The organism is Arsenicitalea aurantiaca (assembly GCF_003994485.1).
In the GTDB taxonomy this organism is placed as follows: domain Bacteria; phylum Pseudomonadota; class Alphaproteobacteria; order Rhizobiales; family Devosiaceae; genus Arsenicitalea; species Arsenicitalea aurantiaca.
Genome location: NZ_RZNJ01000005.1, coordinates 1 through 16,963 on the forward strand (window position 1 = coordinate 1; position 16,963 = coordinate 16,963).

20 protein-coding genes and 3 pseudogenes are annotated in these 16,963 nt (G+C 57.9%); 14 read left to right on the forward strand and 9 right to left on the reverse strand.

All coding sequences use genetic code 11. The annotated features are described in order from the left end of the window. Positions 1 to 395: pseudogene (locus EMQ25_RS13935) on the reverse strand (ATP-binding protein); the annotation flags it as partial. 300 nt (positions 396 to 695) lie between these two features. On the opposite strand from EMQ25_RS13935, the gene EMQ25_RS13940 reads away from it, so the two are divergent. Beyond that, complete coding sequence (locus EMQ25_RS13940; protein ID WP_127189219.1) at positions 696 to 1,958, forward strand: Glu/Leu/Phe/Val family dehydrogenase; 1,263 nt, start codon at positions 696 to 698, stop codon at positions 1,956 to 1,958. A 381-nt stretch (positions 1,959 to 2,339) separates the two neighbouring features. Here EMQ25_RS13940 and EMQ25_RS13945 read toward each other — a convergent pair whose 3' ends face one another. Next, positions 2,340 to 2,774 (reverse strand): GreA/GreB family elongation factor, encoded by a 435-nt coding sequence (locus tag EMQ25_RS13945; RefSeq protein WP_127189220.1) that lies wholly within the window; start codon positions 2,772 to 2,774, stop codon positions 2,340 to 2,342. 707 nt (positions 2,775 to 3,481) lie between these two features. On the opposite strand from EMQ25_RS13945, the gene EMQ25_RS13950 reads away from it, so the two are divergent. From EMQ25_RS13950 to rnk, 4 genes are all read left to right on the forward strand, one after another. Further along, complete coding sequence (locus EMQ25_RS13950) at positions 3,482 to 3,691, forward strand: hypothetical protein (protein WP_127189221.1); 210 nt, start codon at positions 3,482 to 3,484, stop codon at positions 3,689 to 3,691. Positions 3,692 to 3,876: 185 nt separating this feature from the next. Beyond that, positions 3,877 to 4,305 (forward strand): GreA/GreB family elongation factor, encoded by a 429-nt coding sequence (locus tag EMQ25_RS13955; protein ID WP_127189222.1) that lies wholly within the window; start codon positions 3,877 to 3,879, stop codon positions 4,303 to 4,305. Positions 4,306 to 4,368: 63 nt separating this feature from the next. After that, positions 4,369 to 5,007: a GreA/GreB family elongation factor gene (locus EMQ25_RS13960; protein WP_127189223.1), complete on the forward strand. Its 639-nt coding sequence runs from the start codon at positions 4,369 to 4,371 to the stop codon at positions 5,005 to 5,007. Between the two features lie 556 nt (positions 5,008 to 5,563). Beyond that, positions 5,564 to 5,968, forward strand: coding sequence for a nucleoside diphosphate kinase regulator (rnk, locus tag EMQ25_RS13965; RefSeq protein WP_127189224.1), 405 nt, complete (start codon positions 5,564 to 5,566; stop codon positions 5,966 to 5,968). Positions 5,969 to 7,001: 1,033 nt separating this feature from the next. On the opposite strand, the gene EMQ25_RS13970 is transcribed toward rnk, so the two are convergent. Further along, on the reverse strand, positions 7,002 to 7,268 hold the full coding sequence (locus tag EMQ25_RS13970) for a hypothetical protein (RefSeq protein ID WP_127189225.1): 267 nt from the start codon (positions 7,266 to 7,268) through the stop codon (positions 7,002 to 7,004). On the opposite strand from EMQ25_RS13970, the gene EMQ25_RS18410 reads away from it, so the two are divergent. From EMQ25_RS18410 to EMQ25_RS13980, 3 genes are all read left to right on the forward strand, one after another. Further along, entirely contained in the window at positions 7,224 to 7,985 is a 762-nt protein-coding gene (locus EMQ25_RS18410; protein WP_280177644.1) for an aminotransferase class I/II-fold pyridoxal phosphate-dependent enzyme, read from the forward strand. The two genes, EMQ25_RS13970 and EMQ25_RS18410, sit on opposite strands and share 45 nt — an antisense overlap. Positions 7,986 to 8,113: 128 nt before the next feature. Continuing rightward, the gene (locus EMQ25_RS18510) at positions 8,114 to 8,323 is read left to right on the forward strand and encodes a PLP-dependent transferase (RefSeq protein WP_280177645.1); all 210 of its coding nucleotides are present in this window, start codon (positions 8,114 to 8,116) and stop codon (positions 8,321 to 8,323) included. Positions 8,324 to 8,943: 620 nt separating this feature from the next. After that, the gene (locus EMQ25_RS13980) at positions 8,944 to 9,318 is read left to right on the forward strand and encodes a DUF309 domain-containing protein (RefSeq protein ID WP_158626084.1); all 375 of its coding nucleotides are present in this window, start codon (positions 8,944 to 8,946) and stop codon (positions 9,316 to 9,318) included. A 68-nt stretch (positions 9,319 to 9,386) separates the two neighbouring features. Here EMQ25_RS13980 and EMQ25_RS13985 read toward each other — a convergent pair whose 3' ends face one another. Together EMQ25_RS13985 and EMQ25_RS13990 are read right to left on the reverse strand one after the other, a co-directional pair. Continuing rightward, complete coding sequence (locus EMQ25_RS13985) at positions 9,387 to 9,665, reverse strand: TehB family protein (protein ID WP_127189227.1); 279 nt, start codon at positions 9,663 to 9,665, stop codon at positions 9,387 to 9,389. A 105-nt stretch (positions 9,666 to 9,770) separates the two neighbouring features. Next, positions 9,771 to 10,274, reverse strand: a complete 504-nt coding sequence (locus EMQ25_RS13990) for an RrF2 family transcriptional regulator (protein ID WP_127189228.1) — start codon at positions 10,272 to 10,274, stop codon at positions 9,771 to 9,773. Between the two features lie 103 nt (positions 10,275 to 10,377). Here EMQ25_RS13990 and EMQ25_RS13995 point away from each other — a divergent pair, with 103 nt between their 5' ends. The 4 genes and pseudogenes from EMQ25_RS13995 to EMQ25_RS14010 all read left to right on the forward strand — a co-directional run bounded on the left by EMQ25_RS13995 (position 10,378) and on the right by EMQ25_RS14010 (position 13,414). Beyond that, positions 10,378 to 10,788 (forward strand): group III truncated hemoglobin, encoded by a 411-nt coding sequence (locus tag EMQ25_RS13995; protein WP_192895675.1) that lies wholly within the window; start codon positions 10,378 to 10,380, stop codon positions 10,786 to 10,788. 8 nt (positions 10,789 to 10,796) lie between these two features. Next, on the forward strand, positions 10,797 to 12,236 hold the full coding sequence (gene copM / locus EMQ25_RS14000) for a CopM family metallochaperone (protein ID WP_244606596.1): 1,440 nt from the start codon (positions 10,797 to 10,799) through the stop codon (positions 12,234 to 12,236). A gap of 124 nt (positions 12,237 to 12,360) precedes the next feature. Then, positions 12,361 to 12,732: pseudogene (locus EMQ25_RS14005) on the forward strand (DUF983 domain-containing protein). Positions 12,733 to 12,850: 118 nt separating this feature from the next. After that, complete coding sequence (locus tag EMQ25_RS14010) at positions 12,851 to 13,414, forward strand: uracil-DNA glycosylase family protein (protein WP_244606597.1); 564 nt, start codon at positions 12,851 to 12,853, stop codon at positions 13,412 to 13,414. On the opposite strand, the gene EMQ25_RS14015 is transcribed toward EMQ25_RS14010, so the two are convergent. Beyond that, the gene (locus EMQ25_RS14015) at positions 13,411 to 13,959 is read right to left on the reverse strand and encodes a DUF488 domain-containing protein (RefSeq protein WP_127189230.1); all 549 of its coding nucleotides are present in this window, start codon (positions 13,957 to 13,959) and stop codon (positions 13,411 to 13,413) included. The two genes, EMQ25_RS14010 and EMQ25_RS14015, sit on opposite strands and share 4 nt — an antisense overlap. Continuing rightward, a complete protein-coding gene (locus EMQ25_RS14020) occupies positions 13,956 to 14,162 on the reverse strand; it encodes a hypervirulence associated TUDOR domain-containing protein (RefSeq protein WP_127189231.1) in 207 nt (68 codons plus the stop codon). Before EMQ25_RS14020 ends, EMQ25_RS14015 begins: the two co-directional genes overlap by 4 nt. 226 nt (positions 14,163 to 14,388) lie before the next feature. On the opposite strand from EMQ25_RS14020, the pseudogene EMQ25_RS18415 reads away from it, so the two are divergent. Continuing rightward, positions 14,389 to 14,622, forward strand: a pseudogene (locus EMQ25_RS18415) (HPP family protein); the annotation flags it as partial. A gap of 561 nt (positions 14,623 to 15,183) precedes the next feature. Here the strand turns inward: EMQ25_RS18415 and EMQ25_RS14030 are convergent. Together EMQ25_RS14030 and EMQ25_RS14035 are read right to left on the reverse strand one after the other, a co-directional pair. Then, entirely contained in the window at positions 15,184 to 15,606 is a 423-nt protein-coding gene (locus EMQ25_RS14030) for an autotransporter outer membrane beta-barrel domain-containing protein (RefSeq protein WP_158626085.1), read from the reverse strand. A 563-nt stretch (positions 15,607 to 16,169) separates the two neighbouring features. Beyond that, positions 16,170 to 16,712 (reverse strand): HAD family hydrolase, encoded by a 543-nt coding sequence (locus tag EMQ25_RS14035; RefSeq protein ID WP_158626086.1) that lies wholly within the window; start codon positions 16,710 to 16,712, stop codon positions 16,170 to 16,172. A gap of 58 nt (positions 16,713 to 16,770) precedes the next feature. On the opposite strand from EMQ25_RS14035, the gene EMQ25_RS18105 reads away from it, so the two are divergent. Continuing rightward, positions 16,771 to 16,959 carry a hypothetical protein gene (locus EMQ25_RS18105; protein ID WP_158626087.1) on the forward strand — a complete coding sequence of 63 codons (189 nt, stop codon included), beginning with the start codon at positions 16,771 to 16,773 and terminating at the stop codon, positions 16,957 to 16,959. Positions 16,960 to 16,963: the final 4 nt, after the last annotated feature.

Here is a 16,963-nt window from a genome sequence, read left to right on the forward strand (position 1 = left end):
CGGTCGAGCAGGGCTGTAGTCATCTTTGCGTCGCCGAAGACGGCGGGCCATTCTCCGAATGCCAGGTTCGTAGTGACGATGATCGAGGTCCGTTCGTAGAGCCTGCTGATCAGGTGGAAGAGAAGCTGGCCGCCGGCCTGCGCGAAGGGCAGATAGCCGAGTTCATCGAGCACGACGAAGTCGAGCCGGGTCAGGTAGTCGGCGATACGGCCTTGCTTGCCACCGCGATGCTCGGTCTCGAGGCGGTTGACGAGATCTACGACGTTGAAGAAGCGGCCGCGCGTTCCGTTGCGGATCAGGGCCCGGGCAAGAGCGATTGCCAGATGCGACTTGCCGGTTCCGGTGCCGCCGATGAGCACGGCGTTGCGCTGGTCGGCGACGAAGGTGCCGTTGGCACCTGTACTCAGCAGCGACTGCAGAACGCAGGCTCCTCTTGGGATGATGGGAGCACAGAGCGGTCGGAACTCCGGCTACCGCCGGCATGGCTCAAGCCGTCGTGGTCTTGAGCCGATTTTCGGCCTGGAAGAATTTCCCAGAGCTGGAGCGTGAGGGCGGGAATGAACGGGCCGAGCCCCTGGGGCGGGAAGCCGCTTACGACTGGGCGTTCCCTGGTGGACATTGACCCGATCGGTGGGTCCGTGGCACTCAGACCGCGCTCTGCCAGCAGGGCGTCTCAGATCACTTGGAAAATTAGAATGACTGAAACACTGCTCGATCGCGCGCTTCTTCGGCTCGAAGAGGCCGCGCGTCACCTCACCATCGATCAGGATGTTATCGAGAAACTGAAATATCCCCGCGAGACGACGAAAGTGAGGTTGATGATCCGCATGGATGATGGAGCGCGCAAGTCATTCCTCGCCTGGCGCTGCCGCTACGACGACACACGAGGGCCGACCAAGGGCGGCATACGCTTCCATCCCGATTCCAATGAAGCTGAAGTGGAAACGCTGGCTTTCTGGATGACGTTCAAATGCGCCGTGATGAACCTGCCTTATGGCGGCGGCAAGGGCGCAGTTCAAGTTGATCCGCGCAAGCTGTCGCGCACGGAACTGGAGCGGTTGAGCCGGGCCTATGTCCAGGCCTTTGCGCGGGTGATTGGTCCGGACCGCGACATCCCGGCGCCCGATGTCTACACCAATTCCATGATCATGGGCTGGATGGCCGACGAGTACAACCAGATCGTGGGCGAGGTCGTACCGGCCGTCATCACGGGCAAGCCTATCGCTCTTGGTGGATCGCTGGGACGCAATGATGCGACAGCGCGCGGCGGCTATTATCTTGTGCGACACTTGGCGGGTGAACTGGCGCTACCGGTCTCTATGGACATCGTCATCCAGGGTTTCGGCAATGCCGGCCAGTTCTTCGCCAGCCTCGCCGCCGCCGATGGCCACAGGATCGTTGCGGCATCCGACTCGAGTGGAGCCATTCGGTCAAGCGATGGGCTCGACGCTGATGTCATGATTGCCGCCAAGAAGAAGGGCAGGACGCTGGTGTCGCTTGCCGCCGAGCTCGGGGCCGAGGTGATTGCGCCGGATGAACTCGTTGCCACCAGTTGCGACCTGCTTGTGCCGGCAGCGCTCGAGGACATGATCCATGAAGAAAACGCAGCCGGGGTGAGGGCCCGCGTTGTGCTGGAACTGGCCAACGGTCCGGTGAAACCGGCCGCGGACGTCGTACTCGAGGGCAAGGGCGTGGTCGTTCTTCCTGACATTCTCGCCAACGCCGGCGGTGTCACGGTATCCTATCTGGAATGGGTTCAGAACCGACAGGGATATTACTGGGAGGTCGAGGAGATCCACGCTCGTCTTCTGAAAATCATTGAACGCGAGGGGCGGGCTGTCTGGGACTTGTCTAAACACCGCCAGATCAGCATGCGAAGCGCTGCCTATGTGCACGCGCTTGAACGTCTTGCGACTGCAATCGAAGCGCACGGCACCCAGCCATTTTTCACCAGTTGAGGACAACAAGAGACCTGCTGTCCTTTCCTGGTCCAGACTGCGGCATGCCGTTGACCAGCGTCGTCGCGATTGCCGCCGACCCTGCACCCTCAAGAACAGTCCTCTAGGGGCAGCCTTGATCGTTGCGGCTGATGGTCGCCGCAGGTCGGTTTAGGCCGCCCCTCTCGCCTTCGAAGGTTGCAAACAGATGCTCGGGCCGTGAACCAGGGCTTTGATAGTTTCTGAGGCACCACGGGCATCGGATAGCCGAGCGTGGGCGAGGTCCTGAACAGGAGCGGCAATATCTCAGGGCAGTCATGGCGAACTCCAGCGCTCCCAGGTCAAATTGCCTGAGAGACATATTGATCTGATGGCATGTGGAACTGGCTGCGGGCTCGAAGCCTATGCGGCGGGCGAACCGGGGTCGGACGCTGTTGGGAAGACCCGTTGAACCGTCAGCAGCCGTTTGCGGCCCGTATGGTCGAGCCAGGTAATGGATTGGCCCTGCCGCAACCCGATCAGCGCTGCGCCCAAGGCGCTAAGCACCGACACCCGATTGAGCGCATCATTGGCATCGGCTGGCAGCACCACCTTCACGATGCGCTCTATGCCACCAGTATTGCGATATTGAACCATCGAGCCGATGCGGACGACGTCAGCCGGGATCTTGTCATCGGGGACGAGCTCGGCTCGGTCGAGCTCATGGTGCAGGAAGTCGGCCTCTTCGGCGCGATGATCAAGGTCGGTCAGCGCGAGCACCAGCAGTGTTCGGCGCTCCTCGATTCCTAGGATGATGGAGGGCGACAGGTTGAAATCTTCGAGCGAAAGTGTGGTCATGATAGCCTCAACCCCCAACTCTGGAGAGTGGGGGACAACAGCATTGCGGGGCGGAAGTGAAGCGCCTTGGCTCAATCAGCCGTCATACCCTAAGTCCGGGGTGGCGCCCGCCAGACTTAGGGCAGCGTTCTGGCTGCAGTGCGTGTCCGCAAAACTGTCGCGATCATGTCGAGGATCGTGTTCATACTCCCGAAGATAGGCCTTGCGGCGCAGAAGTCAATCGTCAGCCCCGATACAGTATTCCGCAGGGTTTTGACTTAATTGGGCGGGATAAAAATTGCAGGCGTCAAGTTCAGGGAGAATCTGCTTCTGCATTCATCGGGCCTAAAGCTCGATCTTTGCCGCACGAGAAACCAGACATGACCTTGAGCATCAAGTAGCTCGCCTTTGAGGAGAAGATGTGCGCATGGGGAACTCCGCTGTCGGAGTTAGGGCTTCGAACGCAGAGAACAGAAATTGCCATTGTGGAGGGTGCGTCTGCTGATTTGACAAAGCAGAAAATATGGCCATGATCGCGCTCATGAGCCCGAACATCTTCACCAATCGCCCTAAAAATACCGGTCATCGTCCGGCAGGCTGATTGCCTGGTGCTGCTACCTGCCAAAGGTAAGAGCGGCACCAGGGTGCTCTAACTCATCCCCAAGTTCTCGACGTTCAAGTCACCTGTTCAGCATGTGTCGACGGCGTCTGTCTCGATGAGGCAAACGATGACCTTCAAGTATTCCGTTACCCTTCCCGTCAACGGCGGCAACAAGCTGCGTCGGTTCCGCGCCTGGGCAGAAGCCCACCTTCCTGCCTTGAACTACAGCCTGCCGCAGCAGACTCCCATCAAGACCGAAACGATGACGATCAGATTCTTGTCTGTCGACGACCGTCAGCAGCTTCTGGAAGCCTTCGCCAAGTCGTCTCGCTTGTAGGAGAGTGCAGTGAAGGTATTTCATTTCTGCCGGTCCTGCTCAGGGCCGCGCCCTATTTCTGCTCGTCGATGCCCATGGTGCCACAGGGACTACAACGGCCCTAAGGCAGCACCAGATCATCTGTTCAGTGTTTTCGACCGAGCCAGTAGAACCAGATCAAACTCTGAGACCTTAAGGGTGGTGCGATGACGACCATAGCCTTGGCCGATTGGCTGCAGTCTCCCGAAATCCTCATAGGAGCAGGCGAGCAAAGACTCCTAACCACCGCAGCGCTGACGGACGTTACACATCAAGCAGATGAAGTCGACTTCCTGCTTTATGAGCTGGATCGGGCCACCTTGGTCGAAGACGCCGCATTGCCTGCGGATGTCGTGCGTCTGAACAGCATCGTTCGATACAAGGCAAAAAACGGAATTGCACGCACGGTGAAAATTGTTTTGGCGGAAGGCCCTCGGCGCGAAGCCAGCTTGAGGCTGGCCGCAACATCGATGCACGGGGCCGCGCTTCTTGGGCTGCGGCCCGGGCAGGTCCTTTCATGGATAGGGCCGGACAGTGCAGCAGATCAAGTTGAGGTAGTCCAGGTGGCGAACGCGCTAAGCTCAAGCCTGAGATGACGCCCTGTCACTTGCCGATCTCGGTCAAAGAGAAATTCCCGCCTTCATCTTAAGAGGTATTGCATGCTCCAAGTTCAAAGCATGATTACCACCCTTTCGACCTGCGATTACGTCCGGCTTGAAGTGCTGATGAGCACGCTGACGGGTTCGCGGCACGCGACTGCCAATCTTGCCCGCCGAAAACTGGCCTCGGCTATCGTCATACTGCCCAGTGAGCTGCCGTGCAGCACCGTTTCGGTGGGCAAGCGCGTTCGCTATCGTCTAGATGCTGAAGCTGCGAGAGAGCAGCAGCTGATTTGGCAGGCGGGCGAGAGCAGCGAAACCGTTTCCTGCCTCGAGCCGATTGGGCTCGCCCTCCTGGGCCTTAAACCGTCGCAGACGGTCGTTTACCCTGACGAAAGCGGCCAGATGCGCAAGATTACGGTCGAACGTGTGACGTGCGATGGACGAGATACAGCCAAGGATACGCCTGGAGTTGCGCTAAGCAGGACCGTTATCGCAGTTTTTCCAGAACGCATGTGGCGAGAGCTACAGCGCCGCTTATTGAGGTGGCTCCAAAGCCGCGCACGCACGACACTGGAAACTCTTAACGATAACCAGTTGGCTGATATTGGAGTGAAGAGGCACGAGCTCGATACGGTGGCTGCCCTAATCGTGGCATCAGACCCGACAGCCGACTTGCAGAAACTGGCCCAAAGTTGAAGAAGGCGTCATTACAGCCGCCTTCCCCCCGTCGCAATCAGCAAGAGGGGATACAGGCTGTGCGCCTCGATCGTCGTGCAGCGGCGGTAAAGGGTATTGCGTAGGCCGCAGGGCGGATCGACACGTTAGGATTGTTCTTGACCCAAATCGCGGTCTTCTCCCGCGCTCCAGGTTCTTGACGCCATGAGACAGGATCGCCTTCAGCCTCAAATCGGACCTACCATAGAGAGGAAGGGCGACGATGGTGCAAATGCAGGTATGCTCTCATGCAAGCCAGGTCCATTGCTGCGATCGTCGCAGACGAGCCCTGTTCTGGCGATCCGTAGACGATATGACCGCTGACCTTCCATGCTTGACTTTAGTTTTTTGCGATCTACCTTGTTGACATGAACCCAATCCTCTCCATTTTCGCCGCAGTTGCGCGCCGGATCATTCCGATCGAGGGATAGTTGCCCTAAACCGTTGCCTTTGGCTCGGTTTAGGGATGGGTACTTCTTCATACTTCCATCTAGCTCATCGGTCCCTAGGCCGAACGCTGCTTTCGCGCGGAGGAAAAATGCGCAATCACCACCTGCGACCGCAAATCGTCGTCGCACAGTCCGAGCACCGCCAGCTTCTGGCGATGGCTGCTGCTGGAACTTCCACCGCAGCTGACACCCTGCTGGATGAGATGGAGCGTGCCCGGGTCGTCGCCGATGCCAGCCTGAACCCGAACGTTGTTCGCATGGGTTCCCGTGTACAGTATCGCACCGACGAGGATGACCTGAAGAACGTTACGCTTGTTTATCCCATCGACGCCGACATTTCCGAAAGCAAGGTTTCCGTCCTTACGCCAGTGGGAGCAGCCCTTATCGGTCTTCGTCCAGGACAATCCATCACATGGCAGGCCCGCGATGGGCGAAAGAACGTTCTGACGGTGCTGTCGGTTATCCAATCAACGGACGCAACAACAGAAGCCTGAATCTTCAGCAGGTCGATGCAGCTATTCGGACGCAGATGTCTCGAGTTGCACCCACTTGAATGGCAGCATAAGAAACGTTTCGCCAATATTTCATGTACTGCGTCTAAGTTAGTTCTACTTGTACAAGATAGGCGACGTATTGCAGAAAGGGATTAATTCCGTGAACAATCTTCCTATTCCTCCGCCGGGAGCTACTCCTGCGGCACCAAGAACGCGCCAGATCATCCTGAACTACATCAGCACAAACCATCCTAAGGCGCAGCCAGGTCATTTGGTAGGACAGTCTAAGCATATGCAAATCCAAATTGAAAGGATGGGCGTATCGGCTACGGAGTTCGAGGACGCCGTTACTTACATGATTGACGCCGGTGAACTCAGTTTAACGCAAAATGCCACATATTTCGTACTCACTCATACCGGCTTTAGTGTCCTTTAGTGCATCTGACGCACTCCTGCTGCCAATCAGGCCTCGTAAGACCGCTTTGCCGTTTCCACTCGGGTTGAGCGGGTTGCCGCTAAAGCACATTCTGAAGAACTTTGCCCGGACCACATTTAGCCATGACCACATTTAGCCATGACACCCATGGCGCCAAGGTGGTACACAGGATGATCATGGAGCGGTTTTAAGTCACTGAAATCGTTGAGATTGACGTCGGATTTGGTCAGTCCGCTTCTTCTCCACCGTGGAACAATCAATGCGCTCGCTCGTAGAGAAAGCATTGCGGTTGCGGTCGTCGCCGCAAGCCATTGCGTCAACCATGAGACATTTAACCCTCAGCCAAGTCATGAACGACCGTATCATCGCCCTGTCGAAGCTGGCGTTGGCATGTCGGCGGCACTGGTGAGGATCTAGGCAGTCGTTGGCTTCCACTGAAGTTGGTATATTCTCAACAAGGTCACAATGGCTTGCCCTAGCAGGCGACCCCTAGGCAGGTGAGCGGGCGGGGACACGCCTGCTAGGGCAGAGCGCCCGGCACATGGGGCCAAAAGCCGGTCTCCATGTTCGGCGGGAAGGAATATAGAGCCCCCGCACCTACCAGACTTTGCGTAGGCCAACCCCGACGCTGGAGGTCGTCACGTCCCTCGAGAACGCGACGCCGCCATTCAAAGAGCCCGACCAGCCAGAGTTGCTGCTGACGAGATCCAGTGAGCCGGCCACCTCGCCAAGGGCGCCACTGGCATCATAGTCAAGCAAGACTGTCGGTCCCGAGTTGGCGACGCTCACGTGGTTAGCGCCCCCGAATTCGTTCCCGATGTGGCCGGCAACAGAAGCTTCCAATGTGTAATCGTCCGACTTCATGATCTCGGTGCTCTTGCGGTAGCCTCGGGCATGGCAGCGATCACTTATGCAATCCAGACGATTGCGGGGGCGGGCGATAACATCGTGTCGGTGAGCCAGCTTTATGGCGGCACCTACAATCTGTTCATGCACGCCCTGCCGCGCCAGGGCATCGAAGTGCGTATGGCTCCAGGTGATGATCTTGATGCATTCGAAGCGTTGATCGATGAAAACACCAAGGCGGTCTTTTGCGAATCGATCGGCAACCCGGCTGGCAATGTCGTGGACATCGAAAAGCTCGCCGAAATCGCCCATCGCCACGGCGTGCCCCTGATCGTGGACAATACGGTCGCAACGCCGTTTTTTTGCCGTCCGTTCGAGTTCGGCGCCGATATCGTCGTGCACTCGCTGACCGAATATATCGGCGGCCATGGCAATGCCATTGGCGGTGTGATTGTGGATTCGGGCAAGTTCGATTGGGCGGCGCACAAGGAGCGCTTCAAGATCCTCAACGAACCCGATCCGTCATACCATGGCGTTGTCTATACAGAGGCGCTGGGTGCCGCAGCTTACATCGGTCGCTGCCGGGTCGCGCCATTGCGCAACACCGGCGCTGCGCTGTCCCCGCACAACGCATTCCTGATCATGCTGGGGCTCGAGACCCTGGGTCTGCGCATGGAGCGCCATTGCGAGAATGCGCTCAAGCTCGCTCAATATTTGCAGTCCCACCCAAAGTGAATTGGGTGAACTATGCAGCGCTCGAGACCAGCCGGTACAAACCGGTTTAAGACAAGATTGCGGGCGGCAAGGCTTCGGGGATCGTCAGCTTCGGGGTCGTCGGCGGACGCGACGCCGGTGGGAAATTCATCGACGCACTCCAGATGATCTACCGGCTGGTCAATATCGGGGATGCCAAATCCCTGGCGTGCCATCCAGCCACAACCACGCATCGCCAACTCGATGCCGATGAACTGAGATTGGCAGGCGTGTCGGAGGATCTTGTGCGCATTTCGGTCGGCATTGAGAATATCGAGGACATCATCGCGGACGTCGCTCAGGCGCTTGCGGGTCTTTAGGAGGGTGCCTGAGCGTGTGGGCCGCGATGTATCGGTCGACGAAAACGAGAGTGGCATGCTGGGCAACGGGCTGCGGCCCGCTCTGGCGTGCCACGTCGCTTTTTTGATCGCCTTGTACCGATGTACGTTAGGCTAGGGGAGTGCAAACGACCGAATTGTTGTCCATACTGTCGGCCCAGCATACGCAAACTCTCCAGCAAAACTGACTTGAAATTGAATGGCTGATGGCGTCGGCGCCTTCTCTCTACAAAGGCAATCGAACGATTGGCTGACCAAGCATACGCTGAGATGACGACATGTTCCGGGGTTGTACTGCCCTACGTGTTTGTAGGAATTTGTCCTCGATCGTAGGTAGCTGCGATGGGTCGCCGACACGTCCCCGATCTCGGGCCGGAGGTAATCGATAATGGGTCGATTTAACTCGTCAATTGTCTGACCTCCGGTTTCCAAAAGCAGAGAAGCCGAGGTGTCTCCCAGATCGTCGGTTTCCGGAATATGCGTACCTGCCAGGTAGTGGACTTCCGCATCCAGTGCGGCACCCAGATGGCCACAGCTTCGGCGCAACCGATGAGCCCCTTGCGTGGTGCAGGACGGGCCCGCCAGAGCAGTTTCTGTGGGGTGTGGATCTTTTCAACTATTGCTACTATTGGGAGGCGCATGAGGCTTGGGAGCCATTCTGGCAATACGTTGGCCGCACTTCTGAAGATTGGGCTTTCTTGAAGTCCTTCATCTTGCTGGCAGCGGCCGGCGTGAAAGTGCGGGAGGGCAAACATGGGCCGATGCGGCGCCATCTTGAACGCGCAGCATCGCTCCTGGATGAACTGAACGCAGACATATTCACGTCGGCCATTGGGATGTCTCCCCAGGTGCTGGCGAGCTTGGCGCGAGCCGAATGCGCAGACTTGCTGGGCCCTTCCGCCACCGAAGTGGCCTCGCCATTTTCTCCAGCCGACACTGTCCAACCTGAGTACTATGGCGCAATAGTCGTCTATTGACAGAATGCCATTTATTCCTGGAGACTCAGAACGAGCAGCGTTGTCGCATCTTGGGTTTCTTGGCAATGCTAAACGGCAGGCAGTTGATTGTAGAACTCAACCAGCATGCGCATTCGTCCGATAGGCTCTACACGATGAGGCTGCTCAGGCAGGATCAGCCCAATGATGCCGGGTTCAAGCGCGGTATCTGAAGCAGGTGCGAGGACCTGATAGCGCAACTGACCCTCTAGCACCCTGATCACGCCCCAGACGCCGGCTTTCGTCTTGTGCTCCTTGCGAAAACCCGCCGGAAGCGTGTTCTCATCGAAGACTATTGTGGTTTTGTAGGGAACGGGAGATGGGGTCATCGACTTGAAACGCTCTGCCGATCCATAAGGTCGGACGTATGCTCTGCGGCTTTGATGGCAAACAATTGTCTCGTTCCGGTATTGTCTTCGCCCATACGTTCTCTCCTAAGCATGCTTGGTGGTCGAGTCAGCGATATCCGACGCCCCGATGCCTGCTATCTCTCTGTTGCGGCCCTCCGTGTTCTGATCGTGTTGACCAGGAAACATGAAGTCGAACAAGCCCGAGCCATGATCCAGATCGGCAAGTGAGCAGCTATCGAGGACGGCCAAAAACGCGCCTGTCGCTTTACCCAAAAGTCCCCGGAGACCGCAGCCGCGTGCCACTACGCAGACGCTGCAGTCGACCAAGTCGAAGCCATCTTCCATTTGACGAACGACGACACCCACAGAGATGTCCTGGGCTGGACGCGCAAGACGCAGTCCGCCGTTTCGGCCGCGCACGCTCGCCACGAACTCAGCCTTGACCAGAGCATGGGCCACTTTCATGAGGTGGTTTTGCGAGATGCTATAGGCCCGCGCAATCTCCGATATTGAACAGAGCCGATCGGGGTGCTGAGTCAGAAAGATCATAACCCTGAGGGCATAGTCGGTGTGCAGGGTCAGCCGCATAACGCTCTCCAAAATGTCGCAGGCTATACATGCATTTATCTTGCATGTTTTGCAATCCTGATACATGTATCATAATAGCATGTTTAAGTCTGGAGTGTGTCCGATGCCGCTGAGTGAACTGACATTGCGCAGGCAAGTGGAGCAGTTCTACGACCGCATACGGGCTGACGAGCTTCTGGCACCGATTTTCGCTGAGCATGTCAAGGATTGGGACACCCATCTGGATCGGCTGGGCGATTTCTGGTCCTCGATCGTGTTGACCTCTGGCCGATACAAGGGGAATCCCTATCGCGCGCATTCCCCGTTCGCTCATCAGCTTACGCCCGATCACTTTGCGCGCTGGTTGGACCTTTGGAGCCAGACGGCCAGAGACAATTTTTCCGACGACATTGCCGCTCAACTGGAATTCAAGGCTCAACGGATTGCCCGGAGCCTGATGGCGGGACTGCTATCTCAGCCCGACCCTGGCGCGCCGCTCGGCGCGTCTCTGCCTGATCACCCTGGACAACACTAGAGGCGATTATGACTGCCCAATCTGCCCACGCCGATCAAAACTTCCGTCACCGTCACGATACCTACTGGCGATTGCCTATGGCTGTGGGCGGCGCACTTACCCTGGGAGCGTGGTCCACGACTGCCCAGGCGCATGTAAAATGGTTCGCGCCCTATATCGTCGAAGCATCTCCGGCGCCTCTAATGGACACCATCACCAATGGATGGTTTTGGCTCGCGATTGGACTGGTGCTTGTATTTTTTGTCGCCACCAGGGTCTTTGAAACCCGCCCGGCCGGCGAAGCCACGCTATCGGCGATTGACCGTGTCTCTGATCCGCTATGGTTTCGACTTGATGACTTTATTCGCGCCGTCATTGGGGCTTTTTTTGTTGCGATTTTTGCCGTGGGCGGCGTTTACCTCACGCCCGATCTTCAAACCCCAGCGGAATGGGTCTCCTGGTTGCAATTGCTGATTGCTTTCGGGGTCTTCTCGAAGCGCACAATGCCGTTCTCGGCAGCGGGCATCATCATTCTCTGGGTGTTGGCGCTACGCGATTACGATCTGTTCCATTTGCTGGACTATCTTGCGCTTGGCGTTGCGATTGCGGCCTATCTTGTCCTGGCAGCATCGCGCAATGAAGAGTGGCGCAAGCACCGCTTCGAGGTCTTGCGTTGGGGTGTAGCCATCGCATTGATGTGGTCGAGCCTTGAAAAGTTCGCCTATCCTGAATGGTTCTATCCGCTTGTGGCCGAAAAACCGTTCCTCACGTTCGGCATGCCGCGAGACGTGTTTATCCCGATGGCGGGCGTGGCTGAGTTTACCATGGGCTTTGGTCTGCTGTGGACGCCTCTGGTGCGCCGTCTCTCGGCGGTTGCGTTGTTCATTATTTTCAATGCCGCCGTCTATCCCTTCGGGCGGATCGATCTTGTCGGACACGCCCTGATCATGGCGATCATCGTTGCAATTGCCGCAGATCACACACGCGAGCTTCATTTTCTCCCTGCCGTACGACGCGCCGTCGCCGGTGTTCCTGTGGCGCTCGGTGCCGTCATCGTCATTTTCGTAACGGGCTATTGGGGTCTGCACTTGACACTGTACGGCGCAGACAGTGGGCCGAGGAGCCAAATTACAGACATGGCCACGCACACCCCAAATGCAGAACATCCCCATGGGCAGACAGGAGAGCCGTTCGTTGAAAACCCCGAGGCTATGGCGGCATTCATGGCAACGATGGACACCATGCATGGGCCCATGATGGAGGGAATGCAGCATCCCGATCCCGATGTTGCGTTCATGCAGGGCATGATCCCCCACCATCAGGGTGCCATCGACATGGCCGAGGTGGTACTTGAATACGGCAGTGATCGCGAGGTGCGCGCGCTGGCCCAGCATGTGATTGATGAGCAGCAGATCGAAATCGAACAGATGCGCCGATGGTTGGCGATCCGCGCGGGCGGGCAATTGTGATGGCAAAAACACCCGATCGAATTAACGAACCGCCCTCACGCACGGCGCTTGGCATCTCGCCAGACAGTTATCGCTCAACAGCTTCGGTTGCCCAAAGCCAGATCAGCATAGAGAAGTGAACGCCATGAACAATGACATGCCGAGTTGGAAAACTGGCCTTTTGGGGAAGTGTCCCCATTTTGGAGAGGGCCATCTGTTTAATGGCTTCCTCACTTTGCGCAAACAATGCGAGGTCTGCGGGCTTGTTTACGGCTTTGCCGATCCCGCTGACGGGCCTGCGTTTTTTGTCATGATGATCGGATGCGTGCCGGTCGTCGTCTTCGGTCTCTGGCTCGAAGTTGCCTTCCGGGCGCCCGTTTGAGTGCATTTGGTGACGACACTGCCTCTGTTGTCGCTCACGTGTATTCCTCCGCTCCGTCCGATCAAAGGCTGGCTCGTCGCGCTGCAGTATCGCAGCAATGCCGAAGAAATCTGGGCGGACCAGCGGATCGGCTAGTTTGTCTTGCAGGGCGTTTGGATAAAATCGCCGCGATCTCGCGGCATCACTTCCAGGTTGACCGCCTCACTGTGACAGACTTTCTGAGCATTCTATCCTGGCTTATTTCATGCATTTGATGAGCGAAATACGCGCCTGCCGACTATGCGCGAACGAGCTGCCGCTTGGGCCGCGTCCGGTGGTCCAGGCGGATCGCGCGGCCAGACTGCTGATCATCGGGCAGGCGCCGGGCCGAAAGGTGCATGAGAGCGGCATACCCTGGAATGACGCGAGTGGCGATCGCTTGCGTTCATGGCTCGATATCAGTCCCGCGGTGTTTTACGATCCGTCCCGGATCGCCATCGTGCCTATGGGGTTCTGTTATCCCGGCGTGAGCAAAAGCGGCAGTGGTGATGCCCCGCCAATGAAGCAATGTGCACCGACTTGGCATCACCGTCTGCTTGCCAGCTTGCCTGAAATACGTCTGATACTGCTGGTGGGTAGCCATGCGCAAAGGGGCTATCTGCACGGAGGCAAACAATCGATGACCGACACTGTGAAAGCGTTCGACCGGGCCAGCGCCGTTTGGGCGCTCCCGCATCCGAGCTGGCGGGTTGTGACATGGATGCGCAAAAATCCCTGGTTTGTATCCGATGTGCTGCCAACCCTGCGTAGGGCTGTGGCCAGCACGCTCGACGACTAGGATTTTGTTTGAGGATAAGTGACACAGTTATCGCTGCCCAAATTGGCGCCCGGCGTCAATTTCGCTTCCGAGATCTTGCCCTCGCCCATGATGTGGAGCACCTCGATATCGCGGGCGATGAGGTGGTCGGTAATGATGCGGCGATGGCAGCGCCACCATACAGCTTCCGAGCACATGAGAGCGGGGCGCTGGTGGGATGCGAACGCGATCAGACGGTCAAGATCGGCCTGGAACTGAGGTGTGAGCGCATAATCGGCGTAGTTTTGAAAGCTGCGATTGTTCCAAAAGGCATTGGTGTCGGCGGGTACGTCGTCTTGCTTGTTGCGCCGGCCGCCGAGATCGGGCCAATGGCTGTAGCCAATCTGGTATTGGGAAAGAGCGTGCGGCAGCGTGTCGATATTGAACTGGGGATTGGTTCGGGACCGAGGAAACGTGCGAACGTCCACGATGGCATCAATCCTTGTCGCACCGAGCATGGCGATAAATGTCTCAAGACTCTGGTTGGAGTGGCCGACAGTGAAGATAGTGGGACGCGATTTGCTCATGCCTTTGTGAGCGCATCTTCCTTGTGCGCAGCCACGTGATCGGTTCGGTCGCTGCCGATCTCATATTGAGGCTCGTCCGGTGAGGCGCGCCGTGTGTGGCCCTTATAACTGAAGTCCTTCATATGAACCTTTGTGATGGTGCCACTGACCCATCCCGCCTCCGAGTTCCATTTCACATGATCGCCAACTTTGAATTTGCTCATGGCACACCTCCGTGTCGAACGAACTCTTGAGCGTGCGAGCCGTTCCAAGAAACGGCGCGGCAGAGGTGCAATTTTTCAATTTCCGGAAGGAGTCTGGGTTTCGCTTCGTTGTGGAGGATGGCGCTGGCGTCTAGGTCCGCCCCCTATTCGTCAGGACCCTTTACAGTGTCATTTCCCCTTGTTGAATCCCTTCGCCCGCGCTGATGGGAGAAGAGAGAGCCTTGCGCCCATGCTGATCGCCCCCATGGGTGCCTCTGTAGTGCTCTTGTTTGCTGCGCCCTCGAGCCCCCTGGCTCAGCTCTTGTCGATATTGGCAGGAAATTGCATTGCAGCAGCGATCGGTGTGACCATTGCCGGACTTGTCGGCGACCCAATTCTCGCCGCGGCATTGGCGCTGAGCCTTGCAATCGGTGCGATGCTGGCCACCCAGAGCCTCCATCCTCCGAGTGGGGCGGTGGCGGAGTCCCCGAAGCAGCCGCAATCAATAGGTGATGCCAGCTTGTGTCCCGGTCTGTAGAGTCGCTCCCTGACGGATGAATGCTAACGAAGGGATTGGCCTTGGATTCCGAAAGTCGGCTTTCTCCGATTCCATTCCAGAACCGGTCGGTCCGGTAACGGCCCCATAGCCGACTTATGGCCCAATGGCTCAAGTCGCTCTCGACGGGTGTCACATCAGCCTTTAGGGCACTGGCAAAGCTGTACATCGCGCACCTTTAATTCCGATGTTTCAGGCCCTCGAGCTACAGCTGTTACCTCACCACGCGGTATATCTGCTGCGCCGAATTGCTCGCCACGAACACAATGCGTCGTCCGACATGGTGTTCGCCGACATTTAAGGTCTGCCACATCAACGTGACGCACGCTGCATACGGTGCGGCGGTGCAGGGCCATCCCGGTTGTCGCTCGTCACTGATCGAGGGCGCGTTCGGGCCGCGCGACAGCCGGCTCGTCGTGGTGCCGTGTGGAAAGAAGGGAGCATGTGTGCGAGGCGGCCGAGCCGATCGCCTCGCTCTCGAGGCAATCAGAACCTCACGGCCAGTCTGGCCTTGACCGTGTGGGACTGGCTGCTGTCCCCGAACTGACCTGCGTAGCTGAGGTTGAGATCGGTCGTGGCGCTGACATCCACTGACTGACCTGTTTCGAGAAGGAACACATCCTGGGCGATCGGCGTGCCGGCAGCAGTAAAAGCGTCCCCGCCGGAAAGGGCATGGGTGATTTCGGGGACGATGTCTCCGAATGCATGGCGCCAGCCGATCATACCGCTGAGATCTGCCCACATGGCTTCACCCAAGGCAAAGCCAGTGGAAACACGCAAGCCCAGAGTGGCGAAAGTCGAATGAAGCGTGCCCCCCGAGCCGGAAAGGGCCGCGTCTCCGCCCGTCTCGGCATATGAATCCGGCGCGTTTTGCCAATTTGGCGATGCCAAATGGATGGGCAGACCCACCAGGTGTCTCCTGATCCCGCATCTCGTAAGTAGAGGAAGGGCTGGGACGGAGCGGAGATCGCGCAAATTATTGCTCGATGTCAGCCACAATAGTTGGCTTTGGCGATACTGCCGGTCTGACAGCGTAGTGCAAGGCGATGCCGAGCATCATCGCCGCCAAGCGGGATCATTGAATGTCCCTTCTGCCGTGAAGCGACCATCAAAAAGTGGCTGGATTCAGAGACACCCCGGTGGTACACAACGTCAGCAAGTGATCGCCATAAGCCTCTGAAAACGTTGTGAGTATTGGCTGATTAGGGCAGTCCCTCCCTCTCCGCCATTCTCATCAACTAACTTGTTGATAGGTATGTGTTTGAGCGCTCGCCTTTGCTTCCGACCGTAAAATGCACTCCAAGTGCGTGCGGTGGACGGGGTGTGCTCTATCTTTGTGATGGAGGGGCGTGCCCCTTGGCCTGGCCTCGGGTTGCCCACAGGGAGCGTCTACGTGTTTGGCGTCATTGAATTGGACAAGCTGGTGTCGCCAGGTGTCCAAACCGGTTCGCGCGCCTGGGTGTCGGCAGAAACTAGATCGACTTCGGCAATTGGGAGAGCGTCGTGATCTCGAGGTCGGGCGTAACGCCGGCTTCGGGGGGAAGTGGGGCGCGCAGGCGGTTGCACCAGATGCCTTTCATGCCGAGGCGTTTAGGTGCGAGGACGTCCCATACCAGATCGTCCCCGATCATCATGGCATCCTCCGGCGCGATCTGCAGCGCGGCGAGGGTATCCACATAGGCCCGCCCATCGGGCTTGCCGAAGCCGGCCTCCTCCTCGACCTGGATGTGATCGAACCGGTGCCGAAGCCCGAACCGGTCGATCTTGGCGTACTGCACTTCCGCCGCGCCGTTGGTTACGAGGCACAGTTTTATGCCGCGCCCGCGGAAATGATCGATGACATCAATCGCGTCGGGATAAAGATACATGTTCGCCTCCCGATAGGCGGCGTAGTGGTCGGCGATGTCGTCGGCGACGTGTTCGAGGCCATGGAAGTCAGCGGCGGTCAGGGCGTCGCGTACCGCCGCGCGGCGTGTGCTGGCAGCCTGCAGACGCCATCGGCGGATTGCGGGCAAGTGGTGGAACCTGCTCGCGCATGACGGATTGGCCTCCTGTCGAACTCTTGGAGGATGCATGTCCAGAAGCGGGAACAATCGCAGGATACTGATCGCGGTAATCGGCGCGTTTGTTGCTGCGCTGATCGTCGGATATCTGACGCTCTTTGCAGAAACGAGCGGCATCATGCCCGGTGATGATGGTGTTCCCGATGACGGCGCGGCGATGGAAGCCGGGCCCGGAGGTTCGGAGCAGGGAGCGCCGTGACCTG

Bases quoted from the DNA above. Each gene is read 5' to 3' on its own strand.
- EMQ25_RS13960 (WP_127189223.1), top strand. From the start codon at position 4,369: ATGCTCCAAGTTCAAAGCATGATTACCACCCTTTCGACCTGCGATTAC.
- EMQ25_RS13995 (WP_192895675.1), top strand. From the start codon at position 10,378: ATGCCGCTGAGTGAACTGACATTGCGCAGGCAAGTGGAGCAGTTCTAC.
- EMQ25_RS13940 (WP_127189219.1), top strand. From the start codon at position 696: ATGACTGAAACACTGCTCGATCGCGCGCTTCTTCGGCTCGAAGAGGCC.
- EMQ25_RS13970 (WP_127189225.1), bottom strand. From the start codon at position 7,268: ATGAAGTCGGACGATTACACATTGGAAGCTTCTGTTGCCGGCCACATC.
- EMQ25_RS13955 (WP_127189222.1), top strand. From the start codon at position 3,877: ATGACGACCATAGCCTTGGCCGATTGGCTGCAGTCTCCCGAAATCCTC.
- EMQ25_RS14010 (WP_244606597.1), top strand. From the start codon at position 12,851: ATGAGCGAAATACGCGCCTGCCGACTATGCGCGAACGAGCTGCCGCTT.
- EMQ25_RS14020 (WP_127189231.1), bottom strand. From the start codon at position 14,162: ATGAGCAAATTCAAAGTTGGCGATCATGTGAAATGGAACTCGGAGGCG.
- rnk (WP_127189224.1), top strand. From the start codon at position 5,564: ATGCGCAATCACCACCTGCGACCGCAAATCGTCGTCGCACAGTCCGAG.
- EMQ25_RS14015 (WP_127189230.1), bottom strand. From the start codon at position 13,959: ATGAGCAAATCGCGTCCCACTATCTTCACTGTCGGCCACTCCAACCAG.
- EMQ25_RS13990 (WP_127189228.1), bottom strand. From the start codon at position 10,274: ATGCGGCTGACCCTGCACACCGACTATGCCCTCAGGGTTATGATCTTT.
- EMQ25_RS13985 (WP_127189227.1), bottom strand. From the start codon at position 9,665: ATGACCCCATCTCCCGTTCCCTACAAAACCACAATAGTCTTCGATGAG.
- EMQ25_RS18105 (WP_158626087.1), top strand. From the start codon at position 16,771: ATGTCCAGAAGCGGGAACAATCGCAGGATACTGATCGCGGTAATCGGC.
- copM (WP_244606596.1), top strand. From the start codon at position 10,797: ATGACTGCCCAATCTGCCCACGCCGATCAAAACTTCCGTCACCGTCAC.
- EMQ25_RS13950 (WP_127189221.1), top strand. From the start codon at position 3,482: ATGACCTTCAAGTATTCCGTTACCCTTCCCGTCAACGGCGGCAACAAG.
- EMQ25_RS13945 (WP_127189220.1), bottom strand. From the start codon at position 2,774: ATGACCACACTTTCGCTCGAAGATTTCAACCTGTCGCCCTCCATCATC.